14 protein-coding genes are annotated in these 17,826 nt (G+C 42.2%); 10 read left to right on the top strand and 4 right to left on the bottom strand.

Annotated features, from left to right (window positions below; all coding sequences use genetic code 11):
* Positions 1-27 precede the first annotated feature (27 nt).
* Both ACTG1P_RS06590 and norR read right to left on the bottom strand, forming a co-directional pair.
* Positions 28-699, bottom strand: coding sequence for a response regulator (locus tag ACTG1P_RS06590; protein WP_080768714.1), 672 nt, complete (start codon positions 697-699; stop codon positions 28-30).
* Positions 700-772: 73 nt separating this feature from the next.
* Positions 773-2,299: a nitric oxide reductase transcriptional regulator NorR gene (norR, locus tag ACTG1P_RS06585; RefSeq protein ID WP_082037433.1), complete on the bottom strand. Its 1,527-nt coding sequence runs from the start codon at positions 2,297-2,299 to the stop codon at positions 773-775.
* A 170-nt stretch (positions 2,300-2,469) separates the two neighbouring features.
* Between norR and norV the strand changes: the two genes are divergently transcribed.
* From norV to ACTG1P_RS06565, 4 genes are all read left to right on the top strand, one after another.
* On the top strand, positions 2,470-3,951 hold the full coding sequence (gene norV / locus ACTG1P_RS06580) for an anaerobic nitric oxide reductase flavorubredoxin (RefSeq protein WP_440000821.1): 1,482 nt from the start codon (positions 2,470-2,472) through the stop codon (positions 3,949-3,951).
* Entirely contained in the window at positions 3,948-5,117 is a 1,170-nt protein-coding gene (gene norW, locus ACTG1P_RS06575; RefSeq protein ID WP_042024864.1) for an NADH:flavorubredoxin reductase NorW, read from the top strand. The genes norV and norW overlap by 4 nt, the downstream gene beginning before the upstream one ends.
* A gap of 62 nt (positions 5,118-5,179) precedes the next feature.
* The gene (locus ACTG1P_RS06570; RefSeq protein WP_017408673.1) at positions 5,180-5,521 is read left to right on the top strand and encodes a DUF1971 domain-containing protein; all 342 of its coding nucleotides are present in this window, start codon (positions 5,180-5,182) and stop codon (positions 5,519-5,521) included.
* A 108-nt stretch (positions 5,522-5,629) separates the two neighbouring features.
* Entirely contained in the window at positions 5,630-6,847 is a 1,218-nt protein-coding gene (locus ACTG1P_RS06565; RefSeq protein WP_080768713.1) for a 4Fe-4S binding protein, read from the top strand.
* Between the two features lie 78 nt (positions 6,848-6,925).
* Here ACTG1P_RS06565 and narL read toward each other — a convergent pair whose 3' ends face one another.
* Both narL and ACTG1P_RS06555 read right to left on the bottom strand, forming a co-directional pair.
* On the bottom strand, positions 6,926-7,603 hold the full coding sequence (gene narL / locus ACTG1P_RS06560; RefSeq protein ID WP_017408671.1) for a two-component system response regulator NarL: 678 nt from the start codon (positions 7,601-7,603) through the stop codon (positions 6,926-6,928).
* 9 nt (positions 7,604-7,612) lie between these two features.
* Positions 7,613-9,235 carry a histidine kinase gene (locus ACTG1P_RS06555; RefSeq protein ID WP_159143394.1) on the bottom strand — a complete coding sequence of 541 codons (1,623 nt, stop codon included), beginning with the start codon at positions 9,233-9,235 and terminating at the stop codon, positions 7,613-7,615.
* Between the two features lie 447 nt (positions 9,236-9,682).
* On the opposite strand from ACTG1P_RS06555, the gene ACTG1P_RS06550 reads away from it, so the two are divergent.
* The 6 genes from ACTG1P_RS06550 to narI are packed head-to-tail and all read left to right on the top strand — an operon-like array spanning position 9,683 to position 17,819.
* Entirely contained in the window at positions 9,683-11,098 is a 1,416-nt protein-coding gene (locus ACTG1P_RS06550) for a NarK family nitrate/nitrite MFS transporter (RefSeq protein ID WP_042024865.1), read from the top strand.
* 38 nt (positions 11,099-11,136) lie between these two features.
* Positions 11,137-14,643 carry a nitrate reductase subunit alpha gene (locus tag ACTG1P_RS06545; RefSeq protein WP_440000820.1) on the top strand — a complete coding sequence of 1,169 codons (3,507 nt, stop codon included), beginning with the start codon at positions 11,137-11,139 and terminating at the stop codon, positions 14,641-14,643.
* Positions 14,640-14,900, top strand: a complete 261-nt coding sequence (locus ACTG1P_RS06540) for a hypothetical protein (protein ID WP_440000819.1) — start codon at positions 14,640-14,642, stop codon at positions 14,898-14,900. Before ACTG1P_RS06545 ends, ACTG1P_RS06540 begins: the two co-directional genes overlap by 4 nt.
* 2 nt (positions 14,901-14,902) lie before the next feature.
* Complete coding sequence (gene narH, locus ACTG1P_RS06535; protein WP_042084597.1) at positions 14,903-16,441, top strand: nitrate reductase subunit beta; 1,539 nt, start codon at positions 14,903-14,905, stop codon at positions 16,439-16,441.
* A complete protein-coding gene (gene narJ, locus ACTG1P_RS06530) occupies positions 16,438-17,145 on the top strand; it encodes a nitrate reductase molybdenum cofactor assembly chaperone (RefSeq protein WP_042024867.1) in 708 nt (235 codons plus the stop codon). Before narH ends, narJ begins: the two co-directional genes overlap by 4 nt.
* Entirely contained in the window at positions 17,142-17,819 is a 678-nt protein-coding gene (gene narI, locus ACTG1P_RS06525; protein WP_042084594.1) for a respiratory nitrate reductase subunit gamma, read from the top strand. Before narJ ends, narI begins: the two co-directional genes overlap by 4 nt.
* The last annotated feature ends 7 nt before the right edge of the window (positions 17,820-17,826 follow it).

The following is a 17,826-nucleotide window of genomic DNA, read 5'->3' as shown; positions in this document are numbered from 1 at the left end:
GGAAATATAGGGAGCTATCCCATACACCTAGTTTATAGTTCGATTATGTGCCCACACTGCCACTTCCACTCTTGATTTCAAGCTTAATTTTTTTAGTATATTTTTCACGTGAATTTTGACTGTTCCTACAGATATAAATAATTCTTGAGCGATTAGCTTGTTTGAAAAGCCGTTTGACATAAGCTTTAGCACATCTATCTCTCTATGGCTTAAAGAATTTATCGAGTTAGCTGCTTTTTTTGATTGCTTAATATAATGATCTGAATTACAAATCTTTAATATTGAAGGGCTCGCCACAAATGAAATAGAATAAATTGATCTTATTGACATTATAAAATCAGATGGCTCTATGTCTTTGAGCAAATATCCATCTGCTCCTGCCCTGAAAGTCTCAATTACATCCATTTCAAGGTCGGAACATGTGAAAATTATGACTTTGCATTTCAGCCCATGTGCCTTTATTTTTTTTAACGTTTCAAGACCGTTCAGTATGGGCATATCAAGATCTAATATTATTACATCCGGCTCGTAAGTAATAGCCAGCTCTAGCCCTTGTTGGCCATCACCTGCTTCTGCAACGACTTTAATGTCAGGATCTGTAGATAAAAGCTCTTTTATTCCACTGCGTAGAATGGAATGATCATCAATCAATAAAGTTTTTAGTGGCGATGGTGGTCTGTTTGATTCAATGTTGTCCATAACTAGGGCTCTATTATATTATTAATGCTCTGATTTCAAATCGAAATTTCAAAAATGTAAAAAATACTGATATTTACTTCAGTCCCAACCGCTTGGCTAGGCGGTGTAAATTACCACAATCAATATCTAAGGCTCGTGCTGTTGCAGCCCAATTATCATTATGATCTGCTAGCACCTTCGTAATTAGCGCAGACTGAAATGCATCAGTTGATGCTCTCAAACCCATTTGGTTAGTGGTGAAGCCATCAATATTTTCGGCAGGGCTTATACTAGATTGAGGCATTGGTGGCATAGCTATACTGAAATGATGGGTTGCAAGCGTCAGAACCGGACTTCGTTGCTCTGCTCTAGCCAATACGGCACCACGATGAATGGCATGCTCCAGTTCGCGCACATTACCAGGCCAGTCATAGCCCTTCAAAAGATGCAGTGCTTGAGGTTGGATCCGCAGTTGCTCTAACCCCATACTCACTCGACAGCACTCGCAAAAGTAGCCAGCCAACAAGGAGATATCATCCTCTCTATCTCTCAAGGCTGGTACATGTATAGGGAAAACACTCAGGCGATGATAGAGGTCTGCTCGAAACTTGCCATCGATGACTGCTTTCTTCAAGTCTCGGTTCGTTGCAGCAAGCACACGTACATTGACTTTCAGTGGGGTATCATCACCAATGCGCTGCAAGTCTCCATATTGAATGACACGTAGCAATTTTGCCTGCAATGATAAGGATAATTCACCAACTTCATCCAGGAACAACGTGCCCTTATCCGCTAATTCAAATTTACCCGCACGATTATGAATAGCGCCTGTAAACGCTCCCTTTACATGCCCAAATAGTTCACTCTCTGCTACGGATTCCGGTAGGGCTGCGCAATTGAGATATACCAATTTGCGATCTGCACGTGGCGAGCCAAGATGTACAGCTTTTGCTATTAACTCCTTACCTACACCCGTTTCGCCCAAAATCAGGACGTTTAAATCAGTATTAGCAACTATATCTACCTCATGCTTTAGCTGCTGCATCGCCTGAGAATGCCCGATTATCTCGAACCTATCTGCACCTGTTGGTGTTGAAGGTATTAATGGCTCACTGCTCTGGCGAGCTAAACGCTCTAGTAGTAATGAGTTACTTAACGCCGCTGCCGCTAGCGCACCAATTAAACGCAACTCTTCATCGCTAATGTCATCAAACTGAGCAGGATTCATTCCATCTATGGTCAATGCACCAATCAAGACTTGATCGGAGAACAGAGGCAAACCAACACAAGCATGCACCTTAAATTCTGCATGATCAGGGATCAAGCCATCATAGGGGTCTGGCAAGCTACTATCTGCCGGAAAGCGTACTACGTCACCAGCACGGGCAATTGCCTCCATGCGTGGGTGCTCCTTGATGGCGAAACGGCGTCCTAATACGTCCTGCATTAAGCCATCGATGGCGAGTGGGATGAACTGGCCTCCTTCGTATCGTAGCAAGGCTGACGCATCTGAGTTCAGTAGGCTGCGAATACTCTGGATAAGGCGGTGGAATCTGTCTTGATGTGAAATCCCCAGCTGTATGTCTATAGCAATACGAGCCAAACTGTCTGTCGAAATCATTGTTAGTGTCCAAATGACATTAATGCTGTCATTTAAACAATATCAATACTATGTCATTTTAACAAGAAAATAAACTAAGCCTCATAAAAACAATGAGTTATGAGTTGGCATGTTAGCTGCAATAGTTGATATCAAGAAATACCAACTATTACATACTGAGGAATTGCCAGATGACCATTCATGTCAAAAACAACATTCACTGGGTCGGCCAACGGGACTGGGAAGTTCGAGATTTTCATGGTACTGAGTACAAGACAAACAAGGGGACGAGCTACAACAGCTATCTCATCCGTGAAGGGAAGAACGTGCTGATTGATACAGTCGATCATAAGTTCAGCCGAGAGTTCGTTCAAAACCTTGCAGCAGAGATCGACCTTAACCTTATCGATTATGTGGTGATCAACCATGCTGAGGAAGATCACGCAGGGGCACTGACCGAATTGATGGCTCGTATCCCAGGCACTCCGATTTACTGCACTCACAACGCTATCGACTCAATCACGGGACACCATCATCATCCTGAATGGAACTTCCATCCAGTCAAAACAGGCGACAGTCTCGACATCGGTAATGGCAAGCAGCTGGTGTTCATTGAAACACCTATGCTGCACTGGCCCGACAGCATGATGACCTACATGACTGAGGACGCAGTGTTGTTTTCTAACGATGCCTTCGGTCAACACTATTGTGATGAGCATCTGTTCAATGACGAAGTAGATCAAACCGAATTGATGGAGCAGTGCCAACGGTACTACGCAAATATCCTCACCCCATTCAGCCCACTTGTGACAGCTAAAATCAAAGAGGTGCTTGGATTCAACCTGCCAGTAAGCATGGTGGCAACCTCCCACGGTATTGTCTGGCGTGAGGATCCGACCCAAATTATTCTCAAGTATCTGGAGTGGGCAGACCACTACCAAGAAGATCGTATCACCCTGTTCTATGACTCGATGTCAAACAACACCCGTATGATGGCCGATGCCATCGCACAGGGTATTCACGAAGTTGACCCTGGGGTCGCAGTCAAGATCTACAACGTAGCCCGCCACGATAAGAACGAGATCCTGACACAAGTGTTCCGCTCCAAGGGAATACTCGTGGGCTCATCCACAATGAACAACGTCATGATGCCTAAGGTGGCAGGCATGCTGGAGGAGATAACTGGCCTGCGCTTTAGAAACAAGCGCGCTTCTGCATTCGGCAGTTACGGCTGGACTGGTGGTGCAGTAGATCGTATCCAGACCCGACTGATGGATGCAGGCTTTGATATCAGCATCTCTCTGAAAGCCAAATGGCGACCAGATGGTTCTGCACTGGCAGAATGCCGCGAGCATGGACGCCAGCTCGCTCGTCAATGGGCGTTACATCCTATTGAGGTGCCTCGCCCAGAAAAAGCAGCCCATCAAGTGCCACTCACTGTTGATATCTCCCCTGTAGAGGAGACCACCCAGTCAGTTGTAGCCGGAGTAGACGATGAGCAAGCAATGCTTTGCACAGTCTGCCAGTGGGTTTATGACCCCACCTTAGGTGAACCGGATCAATTGGTTGCGGCTGGCACTCCCTGGAGCCTTGTACCGGAGAGTTTCCTTTGCCCTGGCTGCGGCATCGGCAAGGAGGTATTCGAACCATGCGCAGTGGAGGCATGTGTATGAGCGCATTAAATGAGCATTATGCTGGTTCCAGCCAGGATATAGTCATCATCGGTAGCGGCTTTGCCGCTCAGCAGTTGGTAAAAAGCTTGCGTAAATTAGATGGTGAAAGACCGATCCGTCTTATTACTGCTGACAATGGCAATGAATATAACAAGCCGGACTTGAGTCATGTGGTCAGTCGTGGCTACACCGCCAGCGCAATGACAAAGTTGACGGGGGCTCAATTTGCTGAACAGCAACGTATCATTCTGTCACCTAATACGATTGTGCATAGCATTAGTCCGAATAACAAAATGGTACACACAAATAATGGCGATTTTTCTTATGGCCAGCTAGTGCTGGCAACTGGGGCCAGTTCTATACTGCCTCCCGTTCCCAACTCGGATAAAATGGTAACCCTCAATAGCCAAAATGATTATGCCAATGCCGAACAATTAATTAAGAATGCAAAACGCATTATGGTACTCGGAGCAGGTTTGATCGGCTGTGAGTTGGCTATGGATATGGTGGGCCAAGACCGAATTGTGACGCTTGTAGATCTGGCGGACAGCCCCCTAAGTACATTAATGCCAGCTGCATTGAGTCAACCGTTACTGCAAGCCTTACGGGAGCAGGGGGTTGACCTAAAACTTGGTCGAGGTATCAAGTCGATACAAAGAGGAGATGCCAACGAATCCTTTACGATAGAGCTCACTGACAGCAGTTTCAGTGAACAGGATCTTGTCATTTCAGCTATAGGTCTACAACCGAATCTATCCTTAGCGATGAATGCGGGACTGGCTGTAAGGCGTGGAATTGTAGTGGATGAATACCTGAGAACATCGAGTGAGCACATTTATGCGCTTGGCGATTGCGTTGAGTGGAAAGGTGAATTACGCCCCTTTTTGCAGCCAATTGTTCTCGGTGCCAATGCATTATCTAAAACTCTGATTGGTAAGCCAACACCACTAACGCTTCCTCCAATGCTAGTGAAGGTAAAAACACTTCAATATCCTTTGCAGTTAGCTGGTAGAACAAAAGGTACAGACCTTTCATGGCAGTTTAAGTGGAATAAAAATGGAATGGTCGCAGAAGCTCGCAGCGAGGATGGTGAAATGTGCGGCTTTGTCGTAGGTGGAGACCAAATGGGAGCTGCATTCCCACTTCTACGCCTTCTTTCTAGATGAATAATTGCTGGCTGAGCATATGCTCAGCCTTACTTAATTTCATAGATTATTAAGGATAAAACATGTCGCTACTGCATAGTATACCAGCTCATTGGGTTGTTCGCCGTTCAACCCCATTCTTTACAAATGAAAACGTACCACAGGCTCTATTAACCCATCACAATACAGCTGCTGGCGTATTCGGTCAGTTATGTGTAATGGAGGGGACGGTAACATATTACGGTTTTGCTGATGAAACAGCGGAGATACCTGAAATTACGCTTGTAATCCGAGCCGGAGAGTTTGCAACCAGCCCACCTCAGTATTGGCACAGGGTTGAACTGTCTGAAGATGCTAGATTCAATATCCATTTTTGGGCTGAAAACGTAAGCTCAGACACCCCACTCATTAAGACAAGAGAATAAATTACAATCTGGTCATCGCCACAAACTAGGCCAACTGCCCATCCAGATCAAAATGAATAACTGTAATGTTGTTTATGATTGGCTGTTTTTGCGATGGGAGTTGGCTAGATGAGTGGGATTGAAACCATAACCATGCTGAGTGGCTTGGTGTATCTGTTGTTGTTCCAGTGGCATGAGCGTTCAGGCTGGTCTTGGCAGCTGTTCATGATGCTAACCGCTGCTGTATGGTTGACGGTAGCAGCCAAGCCACCACTAAGTAGTTTAATCGTGTTTGCTGTCGCTATTGGTATGCTTTATAGATATAAATTAATATCCGCATTTTATGATTCAAGTGATCAACAACTTCGTAGTTTAGTTAGATATTTCTTAGTTATATCGTGGGGATTTGTAACAATACAGTATGGCGTTTATATTTTTCAACTCCACCAGGGTGACCTACCTTGGCTGTCTAGACCTGATATCGTAGATGGCTTTCTACCTATAGCGGGCGGTCTTGGCTTGCGGGCGTTGTTGAGTTTGGGCATTACTGATTACCACCATCCAGCTGCAACAATCACAGTCTTGGTTATTTCCTTATCTGGACTCATTTTAGGTCGTGCCTTCTGCTCATGGTTTTGCCCTCTTGGGGTTGTCGGTGAATGGCTGCATCATTTTCGAAATTTGCTGCTACCTGGTGAGTGGACTCCGCCAAAATGGTTAGACCTACTGCTCAGGTCTCAGAAATGTCTAGTTCTATCATTTCTGATGTTCATAGTTATTCTTGCTGTTCCAAATGTTGCACTGCCAGGGTACTTGATGAGCCAGTATCACCAAGCTGCTGACATGAAAATGGGAGCCTTCTTTTTCAACTTGAACTTCATATCAGGCATTTTTGTTGCCTGGGTATTATGTATCACGATGTTTTTCAAGCAAGGCTTCTGTAGATACCTATGCCCTTATGGTGGATGGCTTGCCTTGTTAGGACTTCTGACACCATTACGTATTCGCAGGTCTTCCAGCAGCTGTTTACGAAGCAAGGGATACGATTGTGATAAATGCAGTAGAGCATGTCCATCAAGGATACAGGTTAATGAACTTATATCTGTCAGAAATATTGAGTGTACAAACTGTTTAACTTGTATCTCTGCATGCCCAAAACAAGCTAATGCGATTCATTTTGGTACTGCGAATAAAAAGGTTTCAGCAAAGAAACTGCTTGCAATGTTGTGTGTTTTACTTCTCTTAATGCCATTGCTAGCTCATGTGATTTTCGATTTTTGGACAAGCAACACACCATTAGAACAGCGCCGTTATCTATTGGAAATCCTTCCTGGCCTTTCACATTAGAGTGATAGCTATTAAAGCGCCACTTTTCGGTGACGCTTTATTTCTGCAAATGATTAAATAACGCAATAGTTATCACTACTAGTCGAAAATAATCTTCTCATTATGAACCCACACTGCAACTTCAATTCTTGAATGAAGATTTAATTTTTTAAGAATGTTTTTTACATGAACTTTAACTGTTCCTTCAGAAATAAATAAACGTCTTGATATAACCTTATTAGGCAAGCCTTGAGCAATAAATTTCAAAACATCTATTTCGCGATGGCTTAACACTTGGAGATTTTTGTCTTTAAGGCGGTTTTTTCTTCTTGACTGCATACTTTCAATAAGGATTGCAGTTAGTTTTGGGCTTATCACAAGCTTTCCCATGCACGCCTGTTCAATCGAGCTAATCAGGTCTTCAGGTTCCATGTCTTTGAGTAGATAACCATCTGCTCCAGCAAGTATAGCATCCGAAACATCATCTTCATAATCTGATACTGTGAAGATTACGATTCTGCTAGATACATTATGCGCTCGTAATGACTTTAATGTGTCTATACCACTAAACTCAGGCATATTAAGATCTAACAAAATTAAGTCAGGTTCATAATCTAATGCTAGCTGAACACCATCTTGTCCTGTACTGGCTTCAGCTACAATAGTTAAAAAGGGATTTGTACGTAAAAGTTGCTTAATCCCGCTCCGTAGGACAGGATGATCATCAATTAGTAAAATTGAAAAAACATCTGCGTTGGTTGTTAAAGCTTTTTCCATGTGTGTTCCTCAAACTACGTGAAGATCAATTTTCACTTGCGTCCGTTCATTAATGAATGAAATATTTTCTGATTTTAGAAAAACAACTAAGCTCGATATTGAATCCTCGAACTCAGCTTCACCCTTCAGGATGATAATGACATATTCAGCTAGGGATTTTATATGCAGCTCAATCCGTGATGGAGGCATACTTATCCTTAAACATTCGAATAATTTATTGAAGAAGTTCAGTATGAGTATTTCCTGCTCATGCGAATAGTCTTCATAAAAATCTTTATATTCCAACCTAATGTTAAAACCATATGTGTCATTAAATATTGCTATCGCATCTTTTAATAAAATTAACGTTTCGATTTTCTTATATGGAATTCTAAAAGTAGAAATTAGTTTTCTGATGTTTGAGTAAGCTTCATTTAACTCACACCTCATCTCTGAAACATTATCAACCTGAGAAGAACTAATGATGATTGGATCCCTTTGAAGAAGGCTAATCTTTATCTTTAAGTATGATAAAGACTGTGCTATCGAATCATGAAGTGTTTGAGCAATTGTGTTTCTTTCTTTAAATAATAATAGTTGTTGTTGTTGTTGCTCTTTGTAGTAAAGAGATAAGGATTGAGACAGCAAGTTGCAAAATGCAAATATTAATTGTTCTGTATCATGTAATATAGTGACTTCATTTGAAAAGAAAAATTCTATGTAACCATAATCATTATGCGCATCTCCAATGTTCCATAACCTATTATTATATTCACTCTCAATAGGGGATGTGACATCTGCATTATTAATACATAATGAGCAACGCATAGAGGCACAATGTAATGGCCTCACGTTCTCACCAAAGGTGTATAAATGTTTGACCGAATTTTTATGTGGATCATGAATATATACTTTTATTTTTCCAGCCCCAGTGTATCCGATTAATTCTTTCATGAAAGGAGCTAAAACTTTGCAGTTGAATTCTTGATTTTGAAATAATCTACAACTGCGATAAAGGAATTCTAAATGCAAATTCTGCAAGTTAAGTTTATGCGTTTTTTCAGCTACCATCTGTTCCAGATCGCTGTAGGTATGCTTAACAACCTCTGACATATTGTTTAATGCATTGCCAAGCTGCCACATCTCATCGCGGTAATCATGTGATTCAGAATCAAATTTTGAACTAAAATCACCATGCTGAATGTTTTTAGCCATTAACAATAATTTTGACCACGGTCTAAAGAAACGCTTATTTAAGCTATAAATTGCGATGAAGGAAAACAATATAACAATTAAAGAAGATGCTTTTTGAAGGCCATTAATCACTACGATCTTAGATTCTGTTTTGTTCTCAATGCTTTTGATTATCTTCTGTAGCAAACTAATAAACTCTTTAGAGCGGTTAATGCTTAATGGTGTTGCTACATCACCAGATTTTAAGTGGGAAAGAATGTTTTTTAATTTTGGATCCCACAAACTGTTGAGTTGTATGTATTCTTTATTAAGGTTGTGCTTTTCAGCCGTGTTAATAAAAAAAGGATCATGCAGAATTGATTCAACGCTATTAACCGCTTGCACTTTTTCATCAACAGACAGTGTTCCTGAGAGGAGTGCATAGACTTTCATTCTAATTGAACCAATACTATTTATCACATATGCATTCCCTTGGATGCTTGATGACAAATAAATCGATGCACTCATATTAAATATAGATATGAGGCATAGTGTACATATAATTGACGTTATAGAAATTGTAATAGACAGTTTCTTCCAATACTTCAATAGTATGTTCACGAATTTGACACTTCCTAAGATTGTCACTACTGATGTTTATACCTTTTAGATACCCTAATAAAAATACCTCAAAGTAAATACCTACAATATTCCAGACATTAGCCAGCTCATGATAAAGAAAGTCTTGTTGAAGCTAAGTGCATGATTTTGTTGTGGTTAATTTCAACCCGCCCCCCCCTGTAGTAGGTAGTTATCGAAATATTCATCATTTGTAATACATATGTTCAGTTGATCTAAGTCAATAAAAAATATCCATTTAAATTGTTTATTGGAAATTGTGTACCCCAACACTAACCGGTGAGCAAAATGTCCATATATCAAAAATACAAAGATGGATGTGAAGACAGTCACACAAATAAAAGAAATAACAGCAAAACGCTCGTTGACTGGAATCCTGATGACAAGTGCTTTTGGATTGAGAATGGTTCTCATATTGCCAGAAGAAACCTACTGATATCTATCCCTTGTCTACTGATCTCATTCTCTGTGTGGATGATATTCAGCGTAGTAGCAATGAACTTGCCTTTAGCTGGTTTCACCTTTACAACAGACCAGCTGTTTCTGCTGACTGCACTCCCGTCACTTACTGGAGCTTTAGGACGGATTCCTTACTCATTTGTGATCCCAGTTTTTGGTGGCCGGAGATGGACAGCATTCAGTACCTTGTTGCTTATGATACCTATGTCATGGTTGACCATTGCATTGCAAGACACCACAACGCCGTATTCAACATTTCTAATAATCTCTTTGTTATGTGGGTTTGGTGGTGCCAACTTTGCATCTAGTATGGCTAACATCAGCTTGTTTTATCCAAAAACTCAACAAGGAAAGGCTCTTGGTTTAAATGGGGGGCTAGGTAACTTGGGTGTCAGTGTCATGCAGATGCTTGTACCTATCGTAATTTCTGTAAATATCTTTGGCCCTTTCGGTTTAGGTCAAGGAAATCCTGATGCATCAATATGGCTCAGCAATGCACCCTTAATATGGATGCCAGTAATATTGATATTGAGTATTGCAGCGTGGCATTTTATGAATGATATTGCAGCACCCAAAGCCTCGTTTAAAGAGCAATGGGTAGTGTTAAAACAAAAACATCTTTGGATTATGAGTGTTTTATATTTGGCTGCCTTTGGTTCATTCATTGGATTCTCTGCGGGGTTTGCAATGCTCGCTAAAACTCAATTCCCTGATATTGAAATAATGAAATATGCTTTCATAGGGCCATTATTCGGCGCATTGATGAGGCCAGTTGGTGGCGTTTTATCAGATAAGCTGGGCGGTGTTAAAGTCACCTTTGTTAGCTTTTGCTTAATGGCTACGTTAGTTGCGGTTTTGTTTTCAACTCTTCCATCAGATGCAGGGCATGGCAACTTCACCTATTTTCTAGCTGTCTTTATGGCTTTGTTCTCATGCGCAGGAGTTGGGAGTGGTTCTACATTTCAAATGATCGCCGTTTTGTTTAGGGGGATGATGATAAAAAGGAATCTACAGCGATATGATTCAGAAGCTCAAGCCTTAAAAAAATCAGCAAATGATACAGCAACAGCATTAGGGTTCATCTCAGCAATAGGTGCAATTGGTGGTTTCTTTATTCCAAACGCATTCGGCTTATCAATAGCTCTCAGCGGAACACCAATTAATGCGATGAAAGCTTTTTTAGTCTTCTATGTTATTTGTGGGCTAATAACATGGTTTGTATATGGAAAAGAACTCAATAAATAGAATGTTACTATTAATGCATATGCATATGGAGCAGTAAAATGAGCAAGTTTCTTGACAGGTTTAACTATTTAAAGACATTAGGTGAAAAGTTTTCTGGTGAACACGGCCAAACGTACAATACGAACAGAGATTGGGAAGATGGTTACAGAGACCGCTGGCAACATGACAAAATTGTACGCTCAACACATGGCGTGAACTGTACTGGTTCATGTAGTTGGAAAATCTATGTAAAAAACGGCTTGGTTACATGGGAAACGCAGCAAACTGATTACCCTAGGACAAGGCCAGATCTCCCAAACCATGAGCCTCGCGGCTGCCCAAGAGGGGCAAGCTACTCGTGGTATCTGTACAGCGCCAATCGACTGAAGTACCCAATGGTCAGGAAAGCGTTGATTGAGCTTTGGCGAGACGCAAAAAGTAAGCACAAAGACCCTGTTCTAGCATGGGGTGCGATTGCTTCCGATCAGAATGTATCCAAAAAGTATAAGGCTGCCCGAGGTAGAGGCGGTTTTGTTCGTAGCACCTGGAATGAAGTTAATGAGATCATTGGAGCGGCAAACGTTTACACCGTAAAAGAGCACGGCCCAGATCGCGTTGTTGGCTTCTCACCAATTCCAGCGATGTCTATGGTTTCCTATGCCGCAGGTGCAAGATATTTATCGCTCATCGGTGGCTCTTGCCTTAGCTTCTATGACTGGTATTGTGATCTTCCTCCCGCATCACCGATGACTTGGGGAGAGCAAACAGACGTACCAGAGTCAGCAGATTGGTACAACTCCTCATACATCATAGCCTGGGGCTCAAATATTCCTCAGACTCGTACTCCTGATGCTCACTTCTTTACTGAAGTTAGATACAAAGGCACCAAAACTGTCGCCATAACTCCAGATTATGCTGAAGTAGCTAAGCTTTGTGATCACTGGCTTAACCCCAAACAAGGTACAGACAGCGCGTTAGCATTGGCTATGGGCCATGTCATTTTGAACGAGTTCCACGTTCAACATAAAAATGAATATTTTGTTAGTTACGCAAGGAAATATACCGATTTTCCGATGTTGGTCAGATTGACCAAACGACCAGATGGTAGCTATGAAGCAGGACGCTTCCTGAGAGCATCAGATTTGGTCAATAACATAGGTGAACAGAACAACCCTGAATGGAAGACCATAGCGATTGATGAGGTTTCTGGTGATCTGGTCGCGCCACAAGGGTCGATTGGCTATAGATGGGGAGAGGATGGAAAGTGGAATCTTGAAGAGACCGCTGGGCAGTCCAAGACACCAGTCACTTTGTCTGTTGGAATAAAGGAACCTCAACATTTAGTTGAGGTGGCTTTCCCATATTTTGGTGGATTGGAAAGTGAGCATTTCACACCTGTTGAATTAGAAGAAGTTATCAGAAGAAAAATTCCAGCTAAATCCATCGTGTTGGCAGATGGAAGCCAAGAATTTGTGACCACCGTCTACGATCTCACCGTGGCTAACTATGGTGTAGAAAGAGGGTTTGATGACCCTAGCAGCGCACATACCTATAAGGAAGTGAAGGCATATTCACCCGCTTGGGCAGAAAAAATAACGGGTGTACCACAAGATGAGATTATCCGCATCGCTCGTGAGTTTGCTGACAATGCAGCCAAAACACATGGGCGCTCAATGATCATCGTTGGTGCAGGCATGAACCACTGGTATCACATGGATATGAATTACCGTGGTTTGATTAACATGCTGGTATTCTGTGGTTGCGTAGGACAGAGCGGTGGTGGATGGGCTCACTACGTAGGGCAAGAGAAGCTTCGTCCCCAGACGGGCTGGCAACCGTTGGCATTTGGCCTAGATTGGCAAAAGCCTCCACGCCACATGAATGGGACGTCTTTCTTCTATAACCACTCTAGTCAATGGCGATATGAGAAGTTAGATGCCCAAGAATTGCTTTCACCTTTAGCTGATGCAAGTAAATATAGTAAGCATCTCATTGATATGAACGTGAAAGCAGAGCGGCTGGGTTGGCTTCCTTCAAGCCCTCAGCTGAATACTAATCCACTGAGTATTGCTGAACAGGCAAAAGCGCTTGGGGTAAGCCCTGTAGAGTTCACGGTTAACTCGCTGAAGGACGGCAGTATTCGTTTTGCTGCTGAGTGTCCCGAAGATCATTATCCACGCAATATGTTTATTTGGAGATCAAATCTTCTTGGGTCTTCAGGTAAAGGTCATGAATACATGCTCAAGTACCTGTTGGGCACAGAACATGGCATTCAAGGAAAAGATCTCGGCTCATTCAGTGATAGCAAACCATCTGAAGTTGATTGGAAAGATACCCCAACCCAAGGCAAGCTTGATCTCGTTGTGACTCTAGATTTTCGGATGTCGAGTACCTGTCTGTTTTCAGACATCGTGTTGCCTACTGCAACCTGGTATGAAAAAGATGATATGAATACCTCGGATATGCATCCATTCATCCATCCATTGTCAGCAGCTGTAGATCCAGCCTGGGAAGCAAAATCCGACTGGGAAATTTATAAGGCAATTGCAAAAGCGTTTTCTGAGCTCTGTAAAGGACATCTTGGCGTTGAAACCGATGTGGTTACATTGCCAATGCAGCATGACTCTCCAGCAGAAATAGCCCAAGCGTTTGAAGTAAAAGACTGGAAATTGGGTGAATGTGATCTCATTCCAGGAAAAACTGCACCACATATAATGACCGTTGAGCGCGATTATCCTAACACCTACGCAAGATTTACATCGTTAGGTCCACTCCTTGATAAGCAAGGAAATGGTGGCAAGGGTATTAATTGGAACACAGAAACCGAAGTAGACCTTCTTAAAAAACTTAACTACACACACCATGATGGCGCGAATGCTGGGCGGCCAAAGATTGACACTGCAATTGATGCGGCTGAAGTAATTCTTACTTTAGCCCCAGAGACTAATGGTCATGTGGCTGTTAAGGCTTGGAATGCATTAAGTAAGCTGACTGGCCGAGAACATGCACATCTTGCTATCAACAAGGAAGAGGAAAAAATTCGTTTCCGTGACATTCAGGCTCAGCCGAGAAAAATCATATCTAGCCCAACATGGTCTGGTTTGGAAGACGAGCATGTCTCGTATAACGCAGGTTATACAAACGTTCATGAGCTAATTCCATGGCGAACCATTACTGGTCGTCAACAGCTGTATCAGGATCACCAATGGATGCGTGATTTTGGCGAAAGTCTCATTTCATATCGACCACCAATCAATACCCAGACTATTAAAAATATTATGGGTAAGAAGGGTAACGGTAACAAAGAGAAAGCTCTGAACTGGATCACTCCGCACCAGAAATGGGGTATCCACTCAACATACAGCGAAAACTTGTTGATGCTTACACTGTCTCGGGGTGGGCCAATTGTTTGGATAAGTGAAGATGATGCTAAAGATCTAAAAATTGAGGATAACGACTGGATAGAGGCATTTAATATCAATGGTTCATTAACTGCTCGTGCAGTGGTGAGTCAGCGCGTCCCTGCTGGAATGGTAATGATGTATCACGCTCAGAGCGCCTGGTGAATATTCCAGGCTCCGAAATAACAGGACAACGTGGTGGGATTCATAACTCCGTTACTCGTGTCTGCCCTAAACCAACTCATATGATTGGCGGATATGCACATCAGGCTTATGGGTTCAACTATTATGGCACAGTGGGCTCTAACCGTGATGAGTTTGTTGTCGTCCGCCGCATGAATCAGGTTAAATGGCTTGATGACGAAAATAATGACTATACACAGGCTGACAATATGTACAGTAACAAGGCAGGGGAGAAGTAAAAATGAAAATTCGTGCGCAAATTGGAATGGTGCTAAACCTCGATAAATGCATCGGATGTCATACTTGCTCTGTTACTTGTAAGAACGTATGGACAAGTCGCGAGGGAATGGAATACGCCTGGTTTAATAACGTAGAAAGCAAGCCAGGCGTGGGCTATCCAAACGATTGGGAAAACCAGGATAAATGGAAGGGTGGCTGGGTTCGAAATATCAATGGAAAAATCGTTCCAAGAATGGGTAACCGGATTGGCGTTTTAGCCAAGATTTTTAACAACCCTGACATGCCGACTATTGATGACTATTATGAGCCTTTCACCTTTGACTATGAGCATTTACATAATGCTAAACAAGGTGCGCATCAGCCAATAGCACGTCCACGTTCACTGATCACTGGTCAACGTATGGACAAGATCAACAATGGCCCAAACTGGGAAGAAATCTTGGGCGGGGAATTCACTAAGCGTTCACAAGACTACAATTTCAACCACATCCAAAAGGAGATGTATGGACAGTTTGAAAATACGTTCATGATGTATCTCCCTCGGCTTTGTGAGCATTGCTTGAATCCTGCATGTGTGGCTACTTGCCCTAGTGGGGCAATATATAAACGTGAAGAAGATGGCATTGTCCTTATTGACCAAGACAAATGTCGTGGTTGGCGTATGTGTCTTACTGGTTGCCCCTACAAGAAGATTTACTTTAACTGGAAAAGTGGTAAATCTGAAAAATGTATCTTCTGCTACCCCAGAATTGAGTCTGGTCAACCAACCGTCTGCTCTGAAACATGTGTAGGACGAATTAGATATCTGGGAGTAATCCTTTATGATGCAGATCGTATTGAGCAAGCAGCATCAACTGAAAATGACAAGGATTTATACAACAAGCAGTTGGAGATTTTCTTAAATCCACATGATCCTGCTATCATTGAAGAAGCCTTAAAGCAAGGCATCACTCAAAATGTTCTAGATGCTGCTCAGAAGTCACCTGTGTACAAGATGGCGATGGAATGGAAGCTTGCACTCCCATTACACCCAGAGTATCGCACGTTACCGATGGTATGGTATGTACCACCTCTTTCCCCTATCCAATCAGCCAAAGATGCAGGCTATTTAGGTGATGATGGTGTTCTACCAGATATTTCTAGCTTGCGAATTCCTTTACAGTATTTGGCGAATCTGTTGACCGCTGGCGATATAGCACCTGTTAAGAGTGCACTGAATCGTATGTTGGCAATGCGTCATTATAAGCGAGCTGAAACTGTAGATAAAAAGGTGGATACCAGCGCATTAGAGCAGGTTGGTTTAACTGAACACCAAGCGCAGGAAATGTATCGTTATTTGGCTATAGCTAACTATGAAGACCGCTTTGTAGTTCCTTCCAGTCATCGCGAGCTAGCACGAGAAGCATTTCCTGAAGCTAAAGGGTGTGGCTTTAGCTTTGGTGATGGTTGTAAAGGTAGCGACACTAAGTACAACCTGTTTAATAGCCAGAGAATTAATGCCATTAATGTATCTACAAATCCAAGTGAGGATAAAAAATGAAATCTTTAAAGATCATATCAATCCTCTTGGACTACCCAGATATTGATCTGTGGGAAAACAAGGATGAAATCTTTGATTGCATAGCTGAATGTAATGAGCTGACATCGGCACAAAAATCATCAATATGTGATTTTGTAACATATGCGTTTGATCGTTCTCTACTTTCATTCCAAGAAATATATTGTGATATCTTCGACCGTGGCCGTTCCACCTCTCTGCTTCTTTTTGAGCATGTTCATGGTGAGTCGCGTGATCGCGGACAAGCAATGGTAGACCTGCTTAAGCAATATGAAGATGCAGGATTTTCTCTTAACAAAAGAGAATTACCGGATTTTCTTCCTGTTTACTTGGAATACCTTTCAACAAGAAATAACGCTGAAATTATAGAGGGGTTGTGTTTTATCACTCCGATCTTGGGGTTGCTTAAAGAGAGGCTACTCAAAAGAGAAAGCAAATATCATGTTCTATTTGGGGTTCTAATTGATCTATCCATGACAGAGTACGATAGCGCTCTTATAAGCACACAAGTTATGAAAGAGGCTGATGATGCAACACCCGCTGCGTTAGATGCTGTTTGGGAGGAAGAGCAGGTGAAGTTTTTAGGAGGAGAATCATGTCCCAGTTCAATTCAATCGATTCATAGCAACCGATTTAAGAATGCAGTCGTACCACAGTACCTTGAAATTGGTGAGGCAAACAAATGAACTATATTCATAGCTTCTTCTTTGATATATACCCATATATTGCAGTTACCATTTTTCTACTTGGTAGTTGGGTTCGTTACGATTATGGGCAGTACACTTGGCGAGCAGGATCAAGCCAGTTACTTGATAACTCGAATATGAGGCTGGCATCTGGACTGTTCCACATTGGCATTCTTGGTATCATCTTCGGCCACTTTTTTGGCTTGCTGACACCTCACTGGGTATATGAGTCATTCTTATCATTGCAATCAAAACAACTCATAGCGATGTGTGCTGGCGGTATCTTTGGTGCAATGACGTTGTACGGTGGTTATCTGCTCTTAAAGCGGCGTCTGACAAACGTAAGGATCAGAGCAACATCATCGACTGCGGATATTTTGATTTTAGTGCTATTAGTTTCCCAGGCAGCGCTTGGTCTTCTGACAATTCCATTTTCTGCTTTCCATCTTGATGGAAGTGTCATGATGAAGCTCGTAAGTTGGGCACAAGATGTTGTAACGTTCCAAACAGGGGCATCTAAAAATTTAGAAGGGGTATCGTTTATCTACAAAATTCATATGATTTTAGGTATGACTTTGTTTGTTGTCTTTCCATTCTGTCGATTGGTACACGTTTGGAGTGTACCGCTCGAATATTTAACTAGACGCATCCAGATCGTAAGGTCTCGTCGGTAACATGATT

The organism is Aeromonas sp. 11P, assembly GCF_051920165.1.
GTDB lineage: Bacteria > Pseudomonadota > Gammaproteobacteria > Enterobacterales > Aeromonadaceae > Aeromonas > Aeromonas veronii.
The sequence above is the reverse complement of the archived record's forward strand: the minus strand, read 5'-3'. Positions and strand labels throughout refer to the sequence as shown.

Excerpts from the sequence above, each read along its gene's own strand:
- ACTG1P_RS06590 (WP_080768714.1), bottom strand. The coding sequence starts at position 699 with ATGGACAACATTGAATCAAACAGACCACCATCGCCACTAAAAACTTTA.
- norR (WP_082037433.1), bottom strand. The coding sequence starts at position 2,299 with ATGATTTCGACAGACAGTTTGGCTCGTATTGCTATAGACATACAGCTG.
- norV (WP_440000821.1), top strand. The coding sequence starts at position 2,470 with ATGACCATTCATGTCAAAAACAACATTCACTGGGTCGGCCAACGGGAC.
- norW (WP_042024864.1), top strand. The coding sequence starts at position 3,948 with ATGAGCGCATTAAATGAGCATTATGCTGGTTCCAGCCAGGATATAGTC.
- ACTG1P_RS06570 (WP_017408673.1), top strand. The coding sequence starts at position 5,180 with ATGTCGCTACTGCATAGTATACCAGCTCATTGGGTTGTTCGCCGTTCA.
- ACTG1P_RS06565 (WP_080768713.1), top strand. The coding sequence starts at position 5,630 with ATGAGTGGGATTGAAACCATAACCATGCTGAGTGGCTTGGTGTATCTG.
- narL (WP_017408671.1), bottom strand. The coding sequence starts at position 7,603 with ATGGAAAAAGCTTTAACAACCAACGCAGATGTTTTTTCAATTTTACTA.
- ACTG1P_RS06550 (WP_042024865.1), top strand. The coding sequence starts at position 9,683 with ATGTCCATATATCAAAAATACAAAGATGGATGTGAAGACAGTCACACA.
- ACTG1P_RS06545 (WP_440000820.1), top strand. The coding sequence starts at position 11,137 with ATGAGCAAGTTTCTTGACAGGTTTAACTATTTAAAGACATTAGGTGAA.
- narH (WP_042084597.1), top strand. The coding sequence starts at position 14,903 with ATGAAAATTCGTGCGCAAATTGGAATGGTGCTAAACCTCGATAAATGC.
- narJ (WP_042024867.1), top strand. The coding sequence starts at position 16,438 with ATGAAATCTTTAAAGATCATATCAATCCTCTTGGACTACCCAGATATT.
- narI (WP_042084594.1), top strand. The coding sequence starts at position 17,142 with ATGAACTATATTCATAGCTTCTTCTTTGATATATACCCATATATTGCA.